This is a genomic window from Streptomyces sp. NPDC007971 (genome assembly GCF_042958635.1).
In the GTDB taxonomy this organism is placed as follows: domain Bacteria; phylum Actinomycetota; class Actinomycetes; order Streptomycetales; family Streptomycetaceae; genus Streptomyces.
In genome coordinates this window covers 20,565-40,444 of record NZ_JBIBJK010000035.1, presented here as the reverse complement: position 1 = coordinate 40,444, position 19,880 = coordinate 20,565, and the positions used below count along the sequence as shown (strand labels likewise).

The 19,880-nt window shown below is 72.6% G+C and carries 15 protein-coding genes and 1 pseudogene; 12 read left to right on the top strand and 4 right to left on the bottom strand.

What is annotated here, in order from left to right; translation table 11 throughout:
- Nucleotides 1-205: 205 nt before the first annotated feature.
- The 9 genes from ACFZCP_RS43135 to ACFZCP_RS43095 all read left to right on the top strand — a co-directional run bounded on the left by ACFZCP_RS43135 (nt 206) and on the right by ACFZCP_RS43095 (nt 13,282).
- On the top strand, nt 206-1,732 hold the full coding sequence (locus ACFZCP_RS43135) for a leucyl aminopeptidase (RefSeq protein ID WP_391442232.1): 1,527 nt from the start codon (nt 206-208) through the stop codon (nt 1,730-1,732).
- Nucleotides 1,733-2,115: 383 nt separating this feature from the next.
- Entirely contained in the window at nt 2,116-3,504 is a 1,389-nt protein-coding gene (gene lpdA / locus ACFZCP_RS43130; RefSeq protein ID WP_391442231.1) for a dihydrolipoyl dehydrogenase, read from the top strand.
- 61 nt (nt 3,505-3,565) lie between these two features.
- A complete protein-coding gene (sucB, locus tag ACFZCP_RS43125) occupies nt 3,566-5,374 on the top strand; it encodes a 2-oxoglutarate dehydrogenase, E2 component, dihydrolipoamide succinyltransferase (RefSeq protein WP_391442230.1) in 1,809 nt (602 codons plus the stop codon).
- A gap of 535 nt (nt 5,375-5,909) precedes the next feature.
- A complete protein-coding gene (locus ACFZCP_RS43120) occupies nt 5,910-6,533 on the top strand; it encodes a GntR family transcriptional regulator (RefSeq protein WP_361123314.1) in 624 nt (207 codons plus the stop codon).
- A 271-nt stretch (nt 6,534-6,804) separates the two neighbouring features.
- On the top strand, nt 6,805-9,507 hold the full coding sequence (gene aceE, locus ACFZCP_RS43115) for a pyruvate dehydrogenase (acetyl-transferring), homodimeric type (RefSeq protein WP_391442229.1): 2,703 nt from the start codon (nt 6,805-6,807) through the stop codon (nt 9,505-9,507).
- Between the two features lie 341 nt (nt 9,508-9,848).
- Nucleotides 9,849-10,829, top strand: a complete 981-nt coding sequence (locus tag ACFZCP_RS43110) for a WYL domain-containing protein (RefSeq protein WP_391442228.1) — start codon at nt 9,849-9,851, stop codon at nt 10,827-10,829.
- 59 nt (nt 10,830-10,888) lie between these two features.
- Entirely contained in the window at nt 10,889-11,407 is a 519-nt protein-coding gene (locus ACFZCP_RS43105) for a DUF4240 domain-containing protein (protein ID WP_391442257.1), read from the top strand.
- Between the two features lie 241 nt (nt 11,408-11,648).
- Nucleotides 11,649-12,563, top strand: a complete 915-nt coding sequence (locus ACFZCP_RS43100; RefSeq protein WP_391442227.1) for a Scr1 family TA system antitoxin-like transcriptional regulator — start codon at nt 11,649-11,651, stop codon at nt 12,561-12,563.
- Nucleotides 12,564-12,610: 47 nt separating this feature from the next.
- Nucleotides 12,611-13,282 (top strand): hypothetical protein, encoded by a 672-nt coding sequence (locus tag ACFZCP_RS43095; protein ID WP_391442226.1) that lies wholly within the window; start codon nt 12,611-12,613, stop codon nt 13,280-13,282.
- A gap of 362 nt (nt 13,283-13,644) precedes the next feature.
- Here ACFZCP_RS43095 and ACFZCP_RS43090 read toward each other — a convergent pair whose 3' ends face one another.
- The 3 genes and pseudogenes from ACFZCP_RS43090 to ACFZCP_RS43080 form a co-directional block, all read right to left on the bottom strand.
- Nucleotides 13,645-13,851 (bottom strand): DUF397 domain-containing protein, encoded by a 207-nt coding sequence (locus ACFZCP_RS43090; protein WP_362679575.1) that lies wholly within the window; start codon nt 13,849-13,851, stop codon nt 13,645-13,647.
- A gap of 259 nt (nt 13,852-14,110) precedes the next feature.
- Nucleotides 14,111-14,326 carry a hypothetical protein gene (locus ACFZCP_RS43085; RefSeq protein ID WP_391442225.1) on the bottom strand — a complete coding sequence of 72 codons (216 nt, stop codon included), beginning with the start codon at nt 14,324-14,326 and terminating at the stop codon, nt 14,111-14,113.
- A gap of 207 nt (nt 14,327-14,533) precedes the next feature.
- A pseudogene (locus ACFZCP_RS43080) lies at nt 14,534-15,277 on the bottom strand (peptidoglycan recognition protein); the annotation flags it as partial.
- Nucleotides 15,278-15,547: 270 nt separating this feature from the next.
- On the opposite strand from ACFZCP_RS43080, the gene ACFZCP_RS43075 reads away from it, so the two are divergent.
- Nucleotides 15,548-16,741, top strand: a complete 1,194-nt coding sequence (locus ACFZCP_RS43075; RefSeq protein ID WP_391442224.1) for a MarP family serine protease — start codon at nt 15,548-15,550, stop codon at nt 16,739-16,741.
- An 81-nt stretch (nt 16,742-16,822) separates the two neighbouring features.
- On the opposite strand, the gene ACFZCP_RS43070 is transcribed toward ACFZCP_RS43075, so the two are convergent.
- Nucleotides 16,823-17,311 (bottom strand): GNAT family N-acetyltransferase, encoded by a 489-nt coding sequence (locus tag ACFZCP_RS43070; RefSeq protein ID WP_391442223.1) that lies wholly within the window; start codon nt 17,309-17,311, stop codon nt 16,823-16,825.
- 38 nt (nt 17,312-17,349) lie between these two features.
- Here ACFZCP_RS43070 and ACFZCP_RS43065 point away from each other — a divergent pair, with 38 nt between their 5' ends.
- Nucleotides 17,350-18,243, top strand: a complete 894-nt coding sequence (locus ACFZCP_RS43065) for a TIGR01777 family oxidoreductase (protein WP_391442222.1) — start codon at nt 17,350-17,352, stop codon at nt 18,241-18,243.
- 183 nt (nt 18,244-18,426) lie between these two features.
- Nucleotides 18,427-19,791 carry an FAD-dependent oxidoreductase gene (locus tag ACFZCP_RS43060; protein ID WP_391442221.1) on the top strand — a complete coding sequence of 455 codons (1,365 nt, stop codon included), beginning with the start codon at nt 18,427-18,429 and terminating at the stop codon, nt 19,789-19,791.
- The last annotated feature ends 89 nt before the right edge of the window (nt 19,792-19,880 follow it).

Below are 19,880 nucleotides of genomic sequence, written 5' to 3'. Positions count from 1 at the left end.
GCCACGACGCCACACACAGGTGAACGCCCGAAGGAATGAGCGAAGGGGCACACGCGCGTAGTCTCGTTCCGGGTGTTCGCCGACAGGGTGAAGGCCCCGGTTGCCACCTACCCCCAGGCCTGGACCTAGGGTCGGCTCTCGGGCCCGGTCGACCCACCCCTCATCGGCCACAGCAACTTCACATCGGAAGCGAGAATTCACCACCGTGACTGCTCTGACTCTCAGCACCGCCGCGGCGCCAGGCCTGCGGGCCGACGCGATCGTGATCGGTGTCGCCAAGGGCGCAAAGGGCCCCGTCGTCGCGCCGGGCGCCGAAGCCGTGGACAAGGCGTACGACGGCAGGCTGGCCGGCGTCCTGGAGACCCTCGGCGCCTCGGGTGCCGAGGGCGAGCTGACGAAGCTGCCCGCCCCGGCCGGCTTCAAGGCGCCGCTCGTGGTGGCGGTGGGCCTGGGCGCGGAGCCCGAGAAGGACGCCGGGTTCGACCCCGAGGCGCTGCGCAAGGCGGCCGGCCTGGCCGCCCGGGCCCTCGCCGGGGCCAAGAAGGCCGCGTTCGCCCTGCCCGTCGACGGCCCCGGCGGCATCGGCGCGATCGGCGAGGGCGTCGTGCTCGGCGCCTACACCTACGACGCCTACAAGGACTCCGCCAAGGACGCCAAGGCCAAGAACGGCAAGGCGCCGCTCGCCGAGGCCGCGCTGCTGGGCGGCAAGCCGCGGGACGCGGCGCACAAGGGCGCCGTGGCCCGGGCCCTCGCGGTCTGCGAGGAGCTGAACCGCTCCCGCGACCTGATCAACATGCCGCCGAACGACCTCACCCCCGCGGCGTTCGCCGCCGAGGTGCAGGCCGCGGCCAAGGAGCACGGCCTCAAGGTGCAGGTGCTCGACGAGAAGGCCCTGGCCAAGGGCGGCTACGGCGGCATCCTCGGCGTCGGCGGCGGCTCGGCCGCCACCCCGCGCCTGGTCAAGCTGTCGTACACGCACCCGAAGGCCGGCAAGCACCTCGCGTTCGTCGGCAAGGGCATCACCTACGACTCGGGCGGCATCTCGCTGAAGCCGGCCGGTCACAACGAGACGATGAAGTGCGACATGAGCGGTGCCGCCGCCGTGTTCGCCGCGGTCGTCGCCGCCGCGCGCCTCGGCCTGGAGGTCAACGTCACCGGCTGGCTCGCGCTGGCCGAGAACATGCCGTCGGGCACCGCCACCCGCCCGGGTGACGTGCTGCGCATGTTCAGCGGCAAGACCGTCGAGGTCCTCAACACCGACGCCGAGGGCCGCCTGGTCCTGGCGGACGCGCTGTGGGCGGCCTCGCTGGAGAAGCCGGACGCGATCGTGGACGTGGCCACCCTGACCGGCGCGATGATGCTGGCGCTGGGCAGCCGCACCTACGGCGTCATGGCCAACGACGACTCCTTCCGTACGGCGGTGTACGAGGCCGCGGAGGAGGTCGGCGAGCCGGCGTGGCCGATGCCGCTGCCCGAGCACCTGCGCAAGGGCATGGAATCGCCCGTCGCCGACATCGCGAACATGGGCGAGCGGATGGGCGGCGGCCTGGTCGCCGGCCTGTTCCTGCGCGAGTTCGTGGGCGAGGGGATCACCTGGGCACACCTGGACATCGCGGGCCCCGCGTTCAACGAGGGGGGTCCGTTCGGGTACACGCCGAAGGGCGGCACCGGCACCGCCGTGCGGACGCTGGTGCGGCTGGCCGAGCTGACCGCCGCGGGTGACCTGGGCTGATGTCCGCCTAGGAACGCGGGTCCGGCCGTCGTCCGGCGGCTCGCGGGGCGTGGGGGCTGTTCGCGCAGTTCCCCGCGCCCCTCCGGGTCGGCTGCCGCCGGCCTCCGTGGCGGGTGAGCGTGGGGGCCGGTCACGCCCACGCGGCGGAGCCGCACTCGGGCACAGCCCCGCGCCCCTCCCGTCGGCCGCCCCGGGCCTTGCCTTCACGTGAGCGTGGGGCGTCTCACACTCGGGCCCGGCGTCTCGTACGCCTCGAACAAGTGCAAAGATGGAGCCCGGCAGGACAGGGCCCCCACCGAAGGGCCGAAGCATAGCGGCCGGACACCAGCCGCCTGCCGGTCATCGTCGACCGGCCTACGGCGCACATGCATGGAGGACGTGACGTGGCGAACGACGCCAGCACCGTTTTCGACCTAGTGATCCTCGGCGGTGGTAGCGGTGGTTACGCCGCGGCCCTGCGCGGGGCCCAGCTGGGCCTGGACGTCGCCCTGATCGAGAAGGACAAGGTCGGCGGCACCTGCCTGCACCGGGGTTGCATCCCCACCAAGGCCCTGCTGCACGCGGGCGAGATCGCCGACCAGGCTCGCGAGAGCGAGCAGTTCGGCGTCAAGGCCACCTTCGAGGGCATCGACGTCCCGGCCGTCCACAAGTACAAGGACGGCGTCATCGCCGGCCTGTACAAGGGTCTGCAGGGCCTGATCGCCTCCCGCAAGGTGACCTACATCGAGGGTGAGGGCCGTCTGTCCTCCCCGACCTCCGTCGACGTGAACGGCCAGCGCATCCAGGGCCGCCACGTCCTGCTGGCGACCGGCTCCGTGCCGAAGTCGCTGCCGGGCCTGGAGATCGACGGCAACCGGATCATCTCCTCCGACCACGCCCTCGTCCTGGACCGCGTGCCCAAGTCCGCGATCATCCTGGGCGGCGGTGTCATCGGCGTCGAGTTCGCCTCGGCGTGGAAGTCCTTCGGCTCGGACGTCACGGTCATCGAGGGCCTCAAGCACCTCGTCCCGGTCGAGGACGAGAACAGCTCGAAGCTTCTTGAGCGCGCGTTCCGCAAGCGCGGCATCAAGTTCAACCTCGGCACCTTCTTCCAGAAGGCCGAGTACACCCAGGACGGCATCAAGGTCACCCTTGCCGACGGCAAGGAGTTCGAGGCCGAGGTCCTGCTCGTCGCCGTCGGCCGCGGCCCGGTCTCCCAGGGCCTCGGCTACGAGGAGCAGGGTGTGGCCATGGACCGCGGCTACGTCCTGGTCGACGAGTACATGCGGACCAACGTTCCGACCATCTCCGCCGTCGGTGACCTCGTCCCGACCCTCCAGCTCGCGCACGTCGGCTTCGCCGAGGGCATCCTGGTGGCGGAGCGTCTGGCCGGTCTGAAGGTCGTTCCGATCGACTACGACGGTGTCCCGCGGGTGACGTACTGCCACCCGGAGGTCGCCTCCGTCGGTATCACCGAGGCCAAGGCCAAGGAGATCTACGGCGCGGACAAGGTCGTCGCTCTGAAGTACAACCTGGCGGGCAACGGCAAGAGCAAGATCCTGAACACCGCGGGCGAGATCAAGCTCGTCCAGGTGAAGGACGGTGCCGTGGTCGGCGTCCACATGGTCGGCGACCGCATGGGTGAGCAGGTCGGCGAGGCCCAGCTGATCTACAACTGGGAGGCGCTGCCGGCCGAGGTCGCCCAGCTCATCCACGCCCACCCGACGCAGAACGAGGCGATGGGCGAGGCGCACCTGGCGCTCGCCGGCAAGCCGCTGCACTCCCACGACTGAGCCTTCGGTCAACGGGCGCGACGACACAGACTTCCGCAATTCGTAAGGAGCAACCGAAACCATGGCGGTTTCCGTAACCCTTCCGGCGCTCGGTGAGAGCGTCACCGAGGGCACTGTCACCCGCTGGCTGAAGGCCGAGGGCGAGCGCGTCGAGGCCGACGAGCCGCTGCTCGAGGTCTCGACCGACAAGGTCGACACCGAGATCCCCTCCCCCGCCGCCGGCGTGCTGGCCTCCATCAAGGTCGCCGAGGACGAGACCGTCGAGGTCGGCGCCGAGCTGGCCGTCATCGACGACGGCACGGGGGCGCCCGCTGCCGCTCCCGCCCCCGCGGCCGCCGAGGCTCCGGCCCCCGCCGCTCCGGCCCCGGCCCCCGCCGCCGAGGCCCCCGCCGCTCCGGCTCCGGCCCCGGCCGCCCCCGCGGCTCCGGCCGCCCCGGCCGGTGGCGCGCAGGGCACCGACGTGGTCCTGCCCGCGCTCGGCGAGTCCGTCACCGAGGGCACCGTCACCCGCTGGCTGAAGTCGGTCGGCGAGACCGTCGAGGCCGACGAGCCGCTGCTCGAGGTCTCCACGGACAAGGTCGACACCGAGATCCCGGCGCCCGCCTCCGGCGTGCTGCTGGAGATCGTGGTCGCCGAGGACGAGACCGCCGAGGTCGGCGCCAAGCTCGCCGTCATCGGCGCCCCCGGTGCCGCCCCGGCCGCCGCTCCGGCTCCGGCCGCCCCGGCCCCGGCGCCCGCCGCCGCTGCCCCGGCCGCCCCCGCGGCTCCGGCTGCCCCGGCTCCGGCCGCCCCGGCCCCGGCCCCGGCTCCGGCCGCTCCGGCTCCGGCACCCGCCCCGGTCGCCGCCGCCCCGGCTCCGGCCGCCCCGGCGCCCGCTCCGGCCCCGCTCGCCCCGGCTCCGGCCGCTCCCTCCCCGGCCGCCCAGGCGACCGACGAGGGCGCCTACGTCACCCCGCTGGTGCGCAAGCTCGCCGCCGAGAACGGCGTCGACCTGGCCACCGTCAAGGGCACCGGCGTCGGCGGTCGTATCCGCAAGCAGGACGTCATCGCCGCCGCCGAGGCCGCGAAGGCCGCCGCCGCTGCTCCGGCTCCGGCCGCCGCTGCCGCTCCGGCCGCCGCGAAGAAGGCTCCGGCGCTGGAGGTCTCCCCGCTGCGCGGCCAGACCGTCAAGATGACCCGCATCCGCAAGGTCATCGGCGACAACATGGTCAAGGCGCTGCACGAGCAGGCCCAGCTGTCGTCGGTCGTCGAGGTCGACGTCACCCGTCTGATGAAGCTGCGCGGCAAGGCGAAGGACTCCTTCGCCGCCCGTGAGGGCGTCAAGCTCTCCCCGATGCCGTTCTTCGTCAAGGCCGCCGCCCAGGCGCTGAAGGCCCACCCGGTCATCAACGCCCGGATCAACGAGGCCGAGGGCACGATCACCTACTTCGACACCGAGAACATCGGTATCGCGGTGGACTCCGAGAAGGGCCTGATGACCCCGGTCATCAAGGGCGCCGGCGACCTCAACATCGCGGGCATCTCCAAGGCCACGGCCGACCTGGCGGGCAAGGTCCGCGCCAACAAGATCACCCCGGACGAGCTGTCCGGCGCGACCTTCACCATCTCCAACACCGGCTCGCGCGGCGCGCTGTTCGACACGATCATCGTGCCGCCGAACCAGGTCGCGATCCTCGGCATCGGTGCCACGGTCAAGCGTCCGGCCGTCATCGAGACCGAGGAGGGCACGGTCATCGGCGTCCGCGACATGACCTACCTGACCCTCTCCTACGACCACCGCCTGGTCGACGGCGCCGACGCGGCCCGTTACCTGACGGCGGTCAAGGCGATCCTGGAGGCGGGCGAGTTCGAGGTCGAGCTCGGCCTCTGATCTCCCTGATCAGGCAGTACGACAGAAGCCCCCGTCCGGAGTTCTCCTCCGGACGGGGGCTTCTGTCGTACGAGAGGAACGCAGCGAAGCCGCCAGGCGAGGCGTGCCGCCACAGCGCGAGCCGGCCGCTCGCGGTGGGCTGGTCCGGGGCCTCGACCTCCGTCCGAGGTCGTCGGCAGGCCGGGGCGGATCCTCGCCCTTGGCCGCCAGGTCCTTCTTCCGGCCCGCCACGCCGCCGTTCCGCTCGGCGTCGGCCGCCTGCCATGTCTCCCGGGCCCATCCAGTCGGATCCGAGTGCGAGGCGTTCAGGATTCCGAGCGGCCACGCACTCCAACGCCCGTGACACACAACGGAGTTGCCGGTCCGTCCGGGAGCGCCGCGCCGGCGGAGCGGAATGCCTGCGCACCGGGCGGGCAGACCTCTGTAACAGGCATCACCTGTGGCGATAGCAACCGTGCTCCTCCCGTCCGGGGCCACGGCCGTATTGTCTAAGGGTCCCGCCGACCCGCCGGGTCCGCACTGCCGAGGAGCCCCCATGACCGCGCCCGTCGTCCACTCGCTGCGCGAACAGATCCGCGAGCACATCGTGGAGGGGATCGTCAGCGGGCGCTGGCAGCCGGGTGAGCGCATCGTGGAGCGGCGGATCGCCACCGAGCTGGAGGTCAGCCAGACCCCGGTCCGCGAGGCCCTGCGCGAGCTGGAGTCACTGCGCCTGATCGAATCGGCGCCGAACAAGGGCGTCCGGGTCCGGAACCTGACCGCGGCCGACCTGGAGGAGAGCTACCCCGTCCGGGCCGGTCTGGAGGCCATCGCGGCGGAGCTGGCGGCCGACCGCCTCGCGGAGGACTGCTCGGCCCTGGAGCCGCACGTCCTGGCCCTGTACGAGGCCGACCGCAAGGCCGACGGCACGGCCCAGGTGCGCCACACGGTCGGCTTCCACCGGGAGCTGGTCCGCGCGGCGGACAACTCGGTGCTGCTGCACACCTGGGAGGGCCTGGGCATCGAGGTCTTCACGGCGCTGTCGATCCGCTGGCTGGGCACCGTGCAGCAGTCGTACGCGGAGGAGCACGAGGAGCTGGTGCAGGCCTTCAAGCGGCGGGATCCGAGGATCGCGGAGTTGGTGAAGGCGCACGTCCTCGGTTGCGCACCGCGAGCTTGATTCAGGAGAGCGCGCTCCCGCTCAGACGCCGCCCCACCTGCGAAAACAAGGGGATTCAGCGTCACCCGGTGCCATCGCCGAAGGCACCGCGTGCCTATTTTCTTGAAATCGAGAAGTTTTGCCCCTCTCCCCTTTGATCGATCATCGATCAGGGGGTTACAGTCGCCGACGGACTTCCACCGAAGTCCGCTGCCCTGTCCTGCCAAAGACCAAGGGCACCCCCGAACCCTTACCGATGAGGGAACCCCCTTCGACTGAGGAAGGCGGCGACATGACCGACCCCCACGCCATCCAGCCGAGCGCGCTCGACCAGCTCCCCGACCGCGACCCGGAGGAGACCGCCGAATGGCAGGCATCCCTGGACGCCGTCGCCCGGGAGGCCGGGCCGCATCGCGCCGCATACCTGATGCGGCGCACGCTGGAGCGCGCCGAGGCGGGCGGCATCGCGCTGCCGAAGCTCCTCGAGACGGACTACGTCAACACCATCCCCACCGCCGCCGAGCCGGGTGTTCCCGGTGACGAGGCGATGGAGTCCCGGATCACCGCCTGGAACCGCTGGAACGCGGCCGCCATGGTGACCCGCGGCTCGAAGTACGGCGTCGGCGGCCACATCGCCACCTTCGCCTCCGCGGCCTGGCTCTACGAGACCGGCTTCAACCACTTCTTCCAGGGCAAGGAGGCCGACGGGTCCGGCGACCAGCTCTACATCCAGGGCCACGCCTCCCCCGGCATCTACGCCCGCGCCTTCCTCGACGGCCGCCTCACCGAGGCGCACCTCGACAACTTCCGCCAGGAGTCCGGCGGCAGCGGCCTGCCCTCGTACCCGCACCCGCGCCGTCTGCCCTGGCTGTGGGAGTTCCCGACGGTGTCGATGGGCCTCGGCCCGCTCTCCGCGATCTACCAGGCGCGCTTCAACCGCTACCTGACCAACCGCAGCATCAAGGACGTCTCCGCCTCGCACGTGTGGGCGTTCCTCGGTGACGGCGAGATGGACGAGCCGGAGTCGACGGCGGCCCTCGCGCTCGCCGCCCGTGAGGAGCTGGACAACCTCACCTTCGTCATCAACTGCAACCTGCAGCGCCTCGACGGCCCGGTCCGCGCCAACTTCAAGATCGTGCAGGAGCTGGAGGCCCAGTTCCGCGGCGCCGGCTGGAACGTCATCAAGACGCTGTGGGGCACGGCCTGGGACGAGCTGTTCCAGCTCGACACCACCGGCGCGCTCGTACGCCGTCTGCGCGAGGTACCGGACGCGCAGATCCAGACGTACCAGACCCGCGACGCCGCCTACATCCGCGCCGACTTCTTCGGCAAGGACCCGGCGCTCGCCGAGATGGCGAAGCTGCTGAGCGACGACAAGATCCTCGAGTGCTTCCACCTCTCGCGCGGCGGCCACGAGGCCCGCAAGGTCTACGCCGCGTACAAGGCCGCCGTCGAGCACAAGGGCGCGCCGACCGTGATCCTGGCCCAGACGGTCAAGGGCCACACCCTCGGCGAGGGCTTCGCGTCGAAGAACGCCAACCACCAGATGAAGAAGCTGACGGTGGACGAGTTCAAGACGATGCGGGACCTGCTCGACCTGCCGATCAAGGACAGCGACTTCACCGACGGCCAGGTGCCCTACGGCCACCCGGGCGCCGACTCCGCCGAGGTCCGCTACCTCCAGGAGCGCCGCGCGGCCCTCGGCGGCCCCGCCCCGGCCCGCCGCGTCCACCCTCTCGCCCCGCTGCCCGCCCCCGCCGAGAAGGCCTTCGCCTCCTTCGACAAGGGATCCGGCTCCCAGAACGTGGCCACCACCATGGCCTTCGTCCGTCTGGTCAAGGACCTCGTCCGCGACAAGGAGACGGGCAGGCGCTGGGTGCCGATCGTCCCGGACGAGGCGCGCACCTTCGGCATGGAGTCGCTGTTCCCGTCCCTCGGGATCTACTCCCCCAAGGGCCAGACGTACGAGCCGGTCGACCGTGACCAGCTGATGTACTACAAGGAGGCCAAGAACGGCCAGATCCTCAACGAGGGGATCACCGAGGCCGGTTCGATGGCCGACTTCATCGCCGCGTCCACCGCGTACGCGACGCACGGCGAGGCGATGATCCCGTTCTACATCTTCTACTCGATGTTCGGCTGGCAGCGCACCGCCGACCAGATGTGGCAGCTCGGCGACCAGCTCGGCCGCGGCTTCCTCGTCGGCGCGACGGCGGGCCGCACGACCCTGACGGGCGAGGGCCTCCAGCACGCCGACGGCCACTCCCCGGTCATCGCCGCCACCAACCCGGCCGCGCTGACGTACGACCCGGCGTTCGCCTACGAGATCGCGGTCGTCGTCCGCGAGGGTCTGCGCCGGATGTACGGCGAGGCCAAGCCGGGCGAGGACCAGAACGTCTTCTACTACCTGACGGTCTACAACGAGCCGATGCCGCAGCCGGCCAAGCCGTCCGGGCTCGGCATCGACGAGGGCATCGTCAAGGGCCTGTACCGCTTCAACACGGCCGAGTCCGCGGGTGTGACCGCCCCGGCCAACGCCCCGCGCATCCAGCTGCTCGGCTCGGGTACGGCGATCCACTGGGCCCTTGAGGCGCAGCAGCTGCTCGCCGAGGAGTGGGGCGTGGCGGCCGACGTGTGGTCCGCGACCTCCTGGTCGGAGCTGCGCCGCGACGCGTTGGAGGCCGACGCGGCCCTGCTGCGCGGCGAGGAGCGGGTGCCGTACGTCCGCCAGGCCCTGCAGGGCGCCGAGGGCCCGGTTCTCGCGGTCTCCGACTACATGCGCCAGGTCCCGGACCAGATCGCGCAGTGGGTGGAGCAGGACTGGTCCTCGCTGGGCGCCGACGGCTTCGGCCTGTCGGACACGCGTGAGGCCGCCCGCCGCCACTTCGGCGTCGACGCCGAGTCGATCGTCGTCGCGGCCCTGGCCCAGCTCGCCCGGCGCGGCGAGGTGAAGTCCACGGCGGTCAAGGAGGCCCGGGAGAAGTACGGACTGTAGGGCACCGGGGGTCGCTGCGCGCGGTCCGGCACCGCCGGACCGCACCGTCGTGACCGCGTGCCGCTGCGGCGGAAGAAGGGGTGGCCGGAGTCTTGAGGACTCCGGCCACCCCTTTCTGCTCCGCCGCCACGGCGCTCACCCCGGCAACGGTCCCCGGCGGTGCCGAACCCGTTCCCGCCCCGCCGACAAGCCCCTGGGCGCCCGCCCCGCCGGCATCCCCCTCGGCGCCCGCCCCAGCCGGCATCCCCCTCGGCGCCCGTCCCCGCGGGCACTCCCCTCGGCGCCTGCCCCCCGCTCGTCTCGGCACCCCGCTGTCAGTGGGCCCGGGCATCATGAAGGGCATGCGCGCCGCTCGTCTCATCAAGATGGTGCTCCTGCTCCAGTCGCGGCCCTCCATGACCGCCGCCGAGCTGGCCCGGGAGCTGGAGGTGTCGGAGCGGACCGTCACGCGGGACGCGCAGGCGCTGTCGGAGGCGGGGGTGCCGGTGTACGCGGACCGGGGACGGGCCGGCGGGTACCGGCTGGTCGGCGGGTACCGGACCCGCCTGACCGGACTGGCGCGCAGCGAGGCCGAGGCGCTCTTCCTGAGCGGGGTGCCGGGTGCGCTGCGCGAGATGGGCCTGGAGGACGCCGCCTCCGCCGCCCGGCTGAAGGTCTCCGCGGCGCTGCTGCCGTCCCTGCGGGACGCCCCCGACAGCGCCGCTCAGCGGTTCCATCTGGACGCACCGACGTGGTTCCGGGAGCCGGAGACGCCCGCGCTGCTTGCGGCCCTCGCCGAGGCGGTGTGGGACGACCGCTGCGTCACCGCCCGGTACCGGCGCGGCGAGGACGAGGTGGAGCGGCTGCTGGAGCCGTACGGGCTCGTGCTGAAGGCGGGGGTCTGGTACCTGTGCGCACGGGTGGCCGGCGGTCCCTTCCGGACCTACCGGATCGACCGGTTCGGCGCCGTGGATCCCCTGGAGGACCGTTTCGTCCGTGATCCGGACTTCGATCTGCCCCGCCACTGGGCCGAGCAGGCCGAGCGGTTCGCACGCTCGATCCTGCGCGCCGAGGTGGTTGTCCGTCTGTCCCCCCAGGGCGTGCGCGGGCTGCGGTACGCCGTCGATCCGGTGTCGGCGCGCGAGGCGCTCGGCGGGGTGGGTGAGCCGGACGGGGTGGGCTGGGTGACGGTGACGCTGCCGGTGGAGTCCGAGGAGGTCGCCCACACGCAGCTGACCGCGCTCGGGGCGGAGGCCGAGGTGCTGGCCCCGGAGAGCCTGCGGGAGCGGTTCGCGGGGGACGCGGCCCGGCTGGCCGCGCTCTACGGCCCCGCGGACGCCTGATAACGATCCGCTGCACTCCGCGTGCGTCGCACCGGCCGAGGCCCGATGCTGGTGGCGTGATGGACGAGACGGAGTTCTGGGAGCTGATCGACACCACCCGCGAGGCCGCCGAGGGCGACCCCGAGGAGCAGGCCGACCTGCTCGTGGACCGGCTGCTCCAGCTGGACCCGGAGATGGTCCTGGATTTCGCCCGTCATTTCGAGGCCCGCTACAACCGCGCCTACCGCTGGGACCTGTGGGGGGCCGCGTGGGTGCTGCTGGACGGGGCCAGCGACGACGCGTTCGACTTCTTCCGGTGCTGGCTGATCGGCCAGGGGCGGGAGGTCTTCGAGGGGGCCGTGCACGCGCCGGACACGCTGTCGGAGCTGCTGGGCGACTTCGACGAGGAGATCGACGGCGACGGCGAGGAGCTGGGCTACGCGGCGGACGAGGCGTACGAGCAGCTCACCGGTACCGTCGCCCCGGACCTCGGTATTGCGCCGGCGCCCGCGGAACCGGAGGGGACGCCGGTCGACTTCGAGAACGAGGCTGTCCTCGCCGGGCTTTATCCCAAACTTTGGGAGCGCTTCAAGGGCTGATTTGGCCGACAGATTCGACCGAAAACGTTCCATCCGGCCCGCCGAACGGCCCTCTTCCCGGCCTGAGCTGCGGATTCGTCTGCTTCCCCGGTACCTCTCGCCCCACAGGACACACCGTCAGAAACCGTGCGCCAGGGGCGTGTCCCACGATTTCAGTGCGCCGGGGGTAGGCTGAGCCACATTCCGCAGGGCAGCCAGGTGGCAGAAGGCCCCGAGCAGAGTGCCAGGAGCAGTCTGCCAGGTGGCAACCTGCCGGTGGCGGCTCGAAGTCATCCTCGACAAGAATCAGGACCGCGGGGAGATGACGTCGAAAGATCCGGCTCTCGAACGGCGCAGGGTGCGTCTCGCCCTGCGCACCTACCGCAATGAAGCGCACATCAGCCAGCCCGAGGTGGCCGAGCGCCTGTCCTGGTCACCGTCCAAGGTCATCCGCATCGAGGGCGGCTCCGTAGGGGTGTCCGTGACCGACCTGCGCGCCCTCCTCGATCTCTACGGCGTGACGGACGATACGATCCGCCGCGATCTGGAGCGGGCCACCCGGGAGAGCCGCCGGCCGCCCTGGTGGGCCCCGTTCCGGGAGGTGGTGGACCCGCAGTTCGCCACCTACCTCGGCCTGGAGAGCGCGGCGCACGAACTGTCCGCCTACGACCCGACGCTCGTCCCCGGCCTGCTGCAGACCGAGGGCTACACCCGCGCCCTGCTGGCGGACGGCAAGCGCCCGGCCGCGCGGACCGACGCGATCGTCCGGCTGCGTGCCGAGCGCCAGCGGCGGCTGCTCGAAGAGGCGGCCGAGCCGCGGCTCAGGTTCCTGGTCGACGAGGCGGCGCTGCGCCGCTGGGTCGGCGGAGCGGACACCATGCGCGAGCAGTTGGAGCGGCTGACGTCCGTCGCCCGCCTCCCGCACGTGGAGCTGAGCGTCGTGCCCTTCACGCTGGGCGCGCACCCGGTGCTGCGCAACGGCTCGATCGCGCTGACCTTCCGGGACGGCGACGACGTGCTGTTCGTGGAGGGCCCGAGCGCCGCGCTGACGACCCGCGACGACCAGGACGCCGTCGACGAGTACCTGGCGAGGTTCGAGGAGTCCCGCTCCAGCGCGGTGTCCGGCGACGAGGCGATCGGCTTCATCGACGAGGTGCTGGCCCAGTACCCGTCCTAGCAGTTCCACCGCACTGGAGACAGTCGGGCAAAGATCGGAGAGGGCCCGTGGCGGGTGTCTTCACCTGGATACGGCAGTGGTGGGCGGGCAGCGGCGCCGGCCCCGGCACACCTGTGGCCGGACCTGCGGGCTCGCCGTCGGGATCCGCGGCCGAGGCGTCGGGGTCTGCGGGCGAGGCGTCGAGGTCCGCAGGCGAGGCGTCGGGGCACGCCGGAGAGGAGATACCGGGCGAGGCCGCGGAGCCGGCCCCCGGCCCGGGCGCGCCGCAGCCGGGCGCTGGGACCAGGGGCGGCACCGACATCGCTCCGCCCCGCGAGGTCCTGCCGGAACGGCCGCCCACGCTCTACGACCTGGTGCTCTTCCTCATGAACACGGTCCTCGGCTCGACCCGCGCCCTGTTCAGGTTTCTGGCGGTGCTCGTCGTCGTCGGCATGCTGTGGGTCCGGCCGCACGTCCCGGTCGGCATCCACGCCCTGGCCCACCGGATCAGTCCGGGCTCGTTCCCGTCCCAGGGCGCCGTGAACGTGAGCATGTGGCTGCTCGGCGGCGTCGGCGCGCTGGTGATCGCCGGGCGCCGAATACGCTCCGGGCGCAGGAACCGTCCCCAGGACCCGCCTATTCCGACGGCCGGAACCGCCCGTCCGCCTGAGCCCGAGCCGCCGGCTGCGGAACCTGAGCCAGAGCCGCCAGCTGCGGAAAGCGACGCGCAGCAGCCGTAGCCCCCCGGTCGAGCAGCACCCCGGTGAGGGCCGCCGCCACCGCGCCCGACGCTCCCCACACCCACGGCCGCAGTTCCGGCGTCACCGCCAGGGACAGCAGCACGCCGACCAGCGTCGCCGTACCGCCCGTGAGCACGAAGCCGACGACGATCAGGACGATCAGGGGCAGAAGCGCTCTGCCTCGCGGCCGGTCCGAGTTCCCGGCAAGAGGCGGTGTCTTGGCGGATTCCCCCATCTCGCCCCCAGGCGGCTGAAGTGGACTCTGGTGGTGATGCGGATGTCTTGTCAGTGCTGGGCCCAATCGAAGCACAGCCACCCCCGTCCCTGTCGTCGCCCCGGTTCCATGGCCGGAAGTCGCCCCCTCATACCGGCCCTTCCAGGGTTCTACCGCATAACGCGCGCAGGAATTCCTTCCAGGCCGAAGCCTCGAAGGCGATGACATGCCCGTCCGGACGATGCGATGCACGCACCCGAACTCCCCCGTCCGTCAGGGCGACTTCCACGCACTCGTACGGATCGCATGCGCTGCTTTTGCGCCAGCCGAGTGCGAGCAGGTCACCGTCGCCCACCCCTGACTCCCCCTCACCCCACAGTCGGCGACCGTACGGCTGGAGGCCGCTTCGTGCCTGGAAACCCCCGTATTTCCCGCTTTCGCCGGTCCGCACGCACCGTATCGCACACGCGCGGAGCCCCGCAGGACGACGGCGGGAGTGGCCAGTGCGCGGCACGACCCGACCGCCGGTCACTCACTCCTGCCTCACTTTTGCCCTGAAAAGGTTAGGGTTCCCGAAGCGTTGCGCCAAGTTGCAAACAAGCCCGATTTCCTTGTCACACAAGGGACTTGGTGCCCTCCCGGGCCGGTGCGTGCAGCGGCGCCGCGTTGGCCCGGTCGAGCGCGGAGGCCGTGGCGGCGGCGGGACCGACCACGACCGCCGCGACGGCGCAGACCACGGTCCAGGGTCCGCGTACCGCCCGGATCCACGGGGAGGCCCCGGCCGTGGCCCTCCGCGCCCGTGCGCCCCGCCGCTGCCCGCGACCGCTCATCGCCGCCCACCTCCAGTCGGCGCGCCCCTGGTGAGCGCGTGCCCCGACGGTAGGGCGGCGGCCTCAGGGGGCCCGGTGAGCCCGCTGTGGCGTTCCTGTGGGTGTGCGGCTGGTGGCCGTACGGCCTTGCGGGCGGCCCGTGGCCGTGGGGTGGCCCTGCGGGCGGCCCGCGGTCGTGGTGCGGCTCTGCGGGCGGCCCGCGGGCGTACGGCCCTGCAGCCGGGCCGCGGTCCGTCTGATCTGCGGGAGCCGGGCGGCCAGGGCGGAGCCGGGGCAGCTGGTCCGGAAGCCGTCGTTGTGGCCGGCCACGACGGGCAGCGAGGCGGTGGTCCCCGCCCGGTAGCGGCTCTGGCCGTTGCTGGAGACCAGACGGGTGCTGGATCGCGGGTCGATGCCGGCAAGGCCGAGCTTCCAGGCGGCGAGGGCGGCGATCGCGTCGGTCATGGCCCGCGGGACCGGAACGCCCTCGGTGAAGGTGCCGAGGGCGGCGACACCGGCGGTGCGGTGGTTGAAGCCCTGGGCGTGGGCACCGGTGACGGGCCGGTCGACGCCTCCGGCACGGCCCTCGTAGATGGTGCCGCAGCGGTCGACGAGGAAGTTGTAGCCGATGTCGTCCCAGTTGCGGGCGCCGGTCTGGCCTGCGTACAGGGACCGGATGATGCGGGGCGCGTCGGCGCACGCGTAGCCGTTGGGCGAGTCGGTGTGGTGGACGAAGACGGCGACCACCTTGTCGTCGTAGCGCGGGGGCGGCTGGCTGTGCCGGGCGGTGGCGCGGTCCAGCCAGACGGAGCGGGGCACGATGGGCGGCCGGGCGGCGCGGTGGGCCGACCCCGCCGTGGGCCGGCCGACGGCGGGGTCGGCCGGCTGCATCATCGTGGGCCGCTCGACGCCGCTGGCGCACAGGGTCAGCGCGAGGACGGCGGCGAGTCCGGGCAGACACCCGAGCAGCACCAGCGGGCTGCGGGGGCCGTGAGCGGCCCGCCGTCTCCCTGCCCGCGGTGTTCGTCGCAAGACACGCATGGACCCACTGTCGGACCGGTCGTCGCGGGCCGCGATGTGTGCTGTGCCACCCGGTGGAACCATCGTCCCGGTCCAGAACGTTTCTGCGGGTATACGCACACGTGGCCGGTTCGCCGTCCGATGATCGGTCCTGCGTGCGTGTGACTGATCATCGGGCCCGTCCCGCCCGTATGAGAAGGGGTCCGAGAGAAAGGCGGCTTCGTGGACCTGCTCGACCTGGTGCTTGCGCTGGTGATCCTCGTCTACGCGGCATCCGGATACCGGCGCGGGCTGGTGGCCGGATGCGTGTCGCTGGCCGGGTTCGTGGGCGGCGCGGTCGTCGGAGTGTGGGTGCTGCCCTGGGTGACCGGTCTGGCGGCGCGCGGGTCGGCGTCGGCCACCGTGCTGGCGGTGCTGACGGTGCTGGTGCCGGGGATGGTGGGGCACGAGCTGGCGGGCCGGCTCGCCCTGCGGCTGCGGCGGGAGCTGGACCGGGAGGGCCGGGGCCCGCTGCGGGTGGCGGACGGCATAGGGGGTGCGGCGGCGAACTCGGTCGCCGTGCTGATCGTGGCCTGGGTCGCGGCGAGCGTGCTGGCCGCCTCCTCGTCCTCGACCCTGACGACGGCGATCCGGAACTCGACGCTGCTGGGCGCGGTGCAGCAGACGATGCCGGACACGACTCCCGTGTGGTTCTCCCGGGCCACGTCCGCGCTGACCGAGGCGGGCTTCCCGCAGGTCTTCAACCCGTTCGAGAACGAGTCGACGGCCGAGGTGGCCAGACCCACCGGCGACAGTGTCACGCCGGCCGCGACGGACGCGGCCAGACGGAGCACGGTGAAGATCGAGGGCGCGGCCGGCACCGAGGGCCGGGAGGGCAGCGGCTTCGTGTACTCCCCGCGGCACGTGATGACCAACGCGCACGTGGTGGCGGGCATCGGGCACCCGAGCGTGCGCGTGGGCGGGGTCGGGCGGTCCTACGAGGCCCGGGTGGTGCTCTTCGACCCCGACCGGGACGTGGCGGTGCTGTACGTGCCGGGGCTGCGCGCCCCGGTGCTGCACTTCGACCACAGCGCCGTCCGCGGCAGAGCGGCGGTGGTCGCGGGCTATCCGCAGGACGGGAGCCTGGACCTGCAGGCGGCGACGGTGGCGAACCGGGTGCGGGCCACCGGCCAGAACATCTACAGCGACCACACGGTCACCCGGGAGATCTACTCGATCCGCTCCACGGTCCGGCCGGGCAACTCCGGCGGACCGTTGCTGACCACCGGCGGCCGGGTGTTCGGCGTGGTGTTCGCCCGCTCCACCTCGGACGCGGAGACGGGGTACGTCCTGACGGCGGCCGAGGTGGCGGGCGACGCCGGGCGCGCGGCCACGGCGACGACGCCGGTGGACACGGGCCGGCTGATCACGTCGTAGCGCTTCCGCGCCCGGTCACGGTCACACTCCGGTCACGCGCACGCGCCGGGGCGCGCTCACACGCCGGTCACTGCGCGGTGGTCACAGGGAGCGGCCCATGAGTACGTCGTCGACGTACTCCCCCTGGAGCAGGAACTCCTCGGGCAGCACGCCCTCGACCTTGAACCCCTCGGACTCGTAGAGCCGACGGGCAGGGGCGTTGTGCCCGAGCACGCGCAGGGTGATGCGGCGCGCGCCGCGCCCCCGCGCCTCCTCGACCGCGGCCCGGATCAGCGCGCGGCCGACACCCTTGCCCCGCGCCTCGTCGGCCACGGCAAGGCCCTGGATCTGGCGGACGTGGGCGTTCGCGGCCAGGCGGGTCGGGGGCACGACGCGGATGTATCCGGCGATGGACCCCCCGAGTTCGGCGACGAGGAAGTCCTCCGGGACGTGGCGCTCGTCGAAGAACGGCGAGTACGGCGGCTGCGGTGCCGGCATGACGGCGTGCAGCGGGGACCAGGTGGCCCGGTCGAGGACGGCCAGCTCCTGCTCGTCTGCGGGCAGGGCGACACGTATGTACGGCGCTGACATGACGGCCACCTTAGACGCGACCGTGAAGGATGGGGGACATGGAACGTACGCGAATCGCGGTGGCCGGCGCGTCCGGTCTGATCGGCAGTGCCCTGGTGCGGTCCCTGGCCGCCGACGGGCACGAGGTGGTGCGCCTGGTCCGTCGCGCACCCCGGGAGGGGAACGAGGTCCGCTGGGACCCGGAGCGCCAGCAGGTGGACGCGGGCGGGCTGGCCGGCTGCGACGCGGTGGTCAACCTCGCGGGGGCGGGGATCGGCGACCGGCGCTGGAGCGCGGAGTACAAGCGGAGGATCCGGGACAGCCGGGTGCTGGGCACGGCGGCGCTGGCCGAGGCGGTGGCCTCGCTGGACAGCCCGCCGCGGGTGTTCGTGAGCGGCAGCGCGATGGGCATCTACGGAGACACCGGCGACCGGGTCGTGAACGAGGACGCGCCGCCGGGGGACGGTTTCCTGCCCTCCCTGTGCGAGGAGTGGGAGGAGGCGGCGGCGCCCGCGCAGGAGGCGGGCATCCGGACGGTGTTCCTGCGCACGGGGCTGGTGGTCGCGCGCGGCGGCGGCGCCTGGGCGCGGCTGTTCCCTCTGTTCAGGGCCGGTCTCGGAGGGCGCATGGGCGACGGGCGGCAGTACTGGTCGTACATCGCGCTGCACGACGAGGTCGCCGCGATCCGGCATCTCGTCGACCACGAGACGCTGTCCGGGCCGTTCAACCTGACCGCACCGCAGCCGCTGACGAACCGTGAGGTCACCAGGGCGATGGGCCGGGTACTGCACCGGCCGACGCCGTTCGCCGTGCCGGCCCCGGTGCTGCGGGCCGTACTGGGCGAGATGGCCGGGGAGGTGCTGGGCAGCATGCGGGTGGTGCCCAAGCGGCTGCTGGAGTCGGGGTTCACCTTTGCGTTCCCGGGCATCGACGATGCGATCCGTGCGGCCTGACAGGACATCAGGACGCGTACGAGATCTGTTGTGACCGCATGCGACCGGTGTGCGACCGTGCCCTGTTGATGCGCGACTGTTCCTGACCGATCACGGCCCTAACCTCGACCCGAACTCGGGTATCCCCGGAGCCAGTTGGGGGCATGACGTCTCCACCGGCCGCGCAACCACAGGAGGGGCCTCGTGCTTGAGCCCGCGTACCAGGTGGACGTCGTCATCGTGGGAGCCGGGACCGCCGGACTCTCGGCGGCCCATCGGCTCACCAGCGCAGGAGTAACGACCGCAGTCCTGGAGGCCGCCCCTTACGTGGGCGGCCGCATGTCGACCGAGAAGGTCGACGGCTTCCGGCTCGACCGCATCGGACAGCTGCTGTCCACGTCCTACCCCGAGCTCCGCCGCACCCCGGGGCTCGGCTCGCTCACCCTGCGCCGCTTCGCGCCGGGCGTCCTGCTGCATCGCGACGGACGCACGCACCGGGCGGGCGCACCGGCGGTCGGCGGGAGCGCAAGGGGCGCACTCCATGTGGTGCGCGCCCTGGCGAGCGCCCCCAGGAGTTCGGCGGCCACCACGAGCCGCACCGGTGCGCCGGTGGGCGGCGCGGTGGACCAGGCCCGGCTCGGCACGGCCCTCGGGCGGATCGCCTCCACCCCCGTCGAGCGCCTGCTGGCCCGGCCCGAACTGCCCGCCGCGCAGGCCCTCGCGGCCCGCGGGGTACCCGCCCGGACGATCGACGGCTTCCTGCGCCCGCTGCTCGCCGCGCTGCTGTGCGACCCGGAGCTGACCACGTCCAGCCGGTGCGCCGACCTGGCGCTGCACTCGTTCGCGAGCGGACGGCTGTGCGTGCCGGAGGGCGGCGCCGAGGTGCTGCCCGAGCAGCTGGCGCGCGCGCTGCCGGCCGGCACCGTGCACACCGGGGTGCGGGTCACCTCCGTGTCCACGACCTCGGTGACCACCGCCGAGCACGGGCAGATCCGCTGTCGTGCGGTACTGCTGGCGACCGACGCGCGGGCCGCGGCCGAACTGCTGCCGGGCCTGAGGGTGCCGGACTTCCATCCGGTGACGGTCGTCCACCACACCACGGACGATCCCTCGGCGGTCTTCGCGGCCGGCACCTCGCTGCTGCTCGACGCCGACCGTGGGGGGCCGGTCGCGCACACGGCGGTGCTCAGCACCGTGGACCCGAGCCGCGCGCCGGCCGGCCGGGTCCTGATCTCCTCGACGGTCCTCGGCACCCCGCCCGACGGCGTCGACACCGCCGTCCGTATCCACCTCGCCCGGCTCTACGGCACCTCGACGCGCCGCTGGGAGACGCTGGCGGTGCATCACACACCGCAGGCGGTACCGGTGATGCGCCCGCCGCACGACCTGCGCCGCCCGGTGCGCCTGCTGGCGGGCCTGTACGTCTGCGGCGACCACCGCGACACCAGCACGGTCCAGGGAGCCCTCCACTCGGCCCACCGTGCCACCGCGGCCATCCTGTCCGACCTCGGAGCGACGGGCTCACTGAACAGGTCGGACCCGGCACCGACGCTGCCGCGGGCCGCGTAGCCCGACGGACGGAACACAGCAAGGGGTCGTGCACACCCGGGGTGGACGCCGGTCCACGCCTGCACCGCCGGTCCACCCCGGCACCGCCG

Bases quoted from the DNA above. Each gene is read 5' to 3' on its own strand.
- ACFZCP_RS43065 (WP_391442222.1), top strand. From the start codon at position 17,350: ATGGAACGTACGCGAATCGCGGTGGCCGGCGCGTCCGGTCTGATCGGC.
- ACFZCP_RS43105 (WP_391442257.1), top strand. From the start codon at position 10,889: ATGGACGAGACGGAGTTCTGGGAGCTGATCGACACCACCCGCGAGGCC.
- sucB (WP_391442230.1), top strand. From the start codon at position 3,566: ATGGCGGTTTCCGTAACCCTTCCGGCGCTCGGTGAGAGCGTCACCGAG.
- ACFZCP_RS43070 (WP_391442223.1), bottom strand. From the start codon at position 17,311: ATGTCAGCGCCGTACATACGTGTCGCCCTGCCCGCAGACGAGCAGGAG.
- aceE (WP_391442229.1), top strand. From the start codon at position 6,805: ATGACCGACCCCCACGCCATCCAGCCGAGCGCGCTCGACCAGCTCCCC.
- ACFZCP_RS43085 (WP_391442225.1), bottom strand. From the start codon at position 14,326: ATGAGCGGTCGCGGGCAGCGGCGGGGCGCACGGGCGCGGAGGGCCACG.
- ACFZCP_RS43120 (WP_361123314.1), top strand. From the start codon at position 5,910: ATGACCGCGCCCGTCGTCCACTCGCTGCGCGAACAGATCCGCGAGCAC.
- ACFZCP_RS43110 (WP_391442228.1), top strand. From the start codon at position 9,849: ATGCGCGCCGCTCGTCTCATCAAGATGGTGCTCCTGCTCCAGTCGCGG.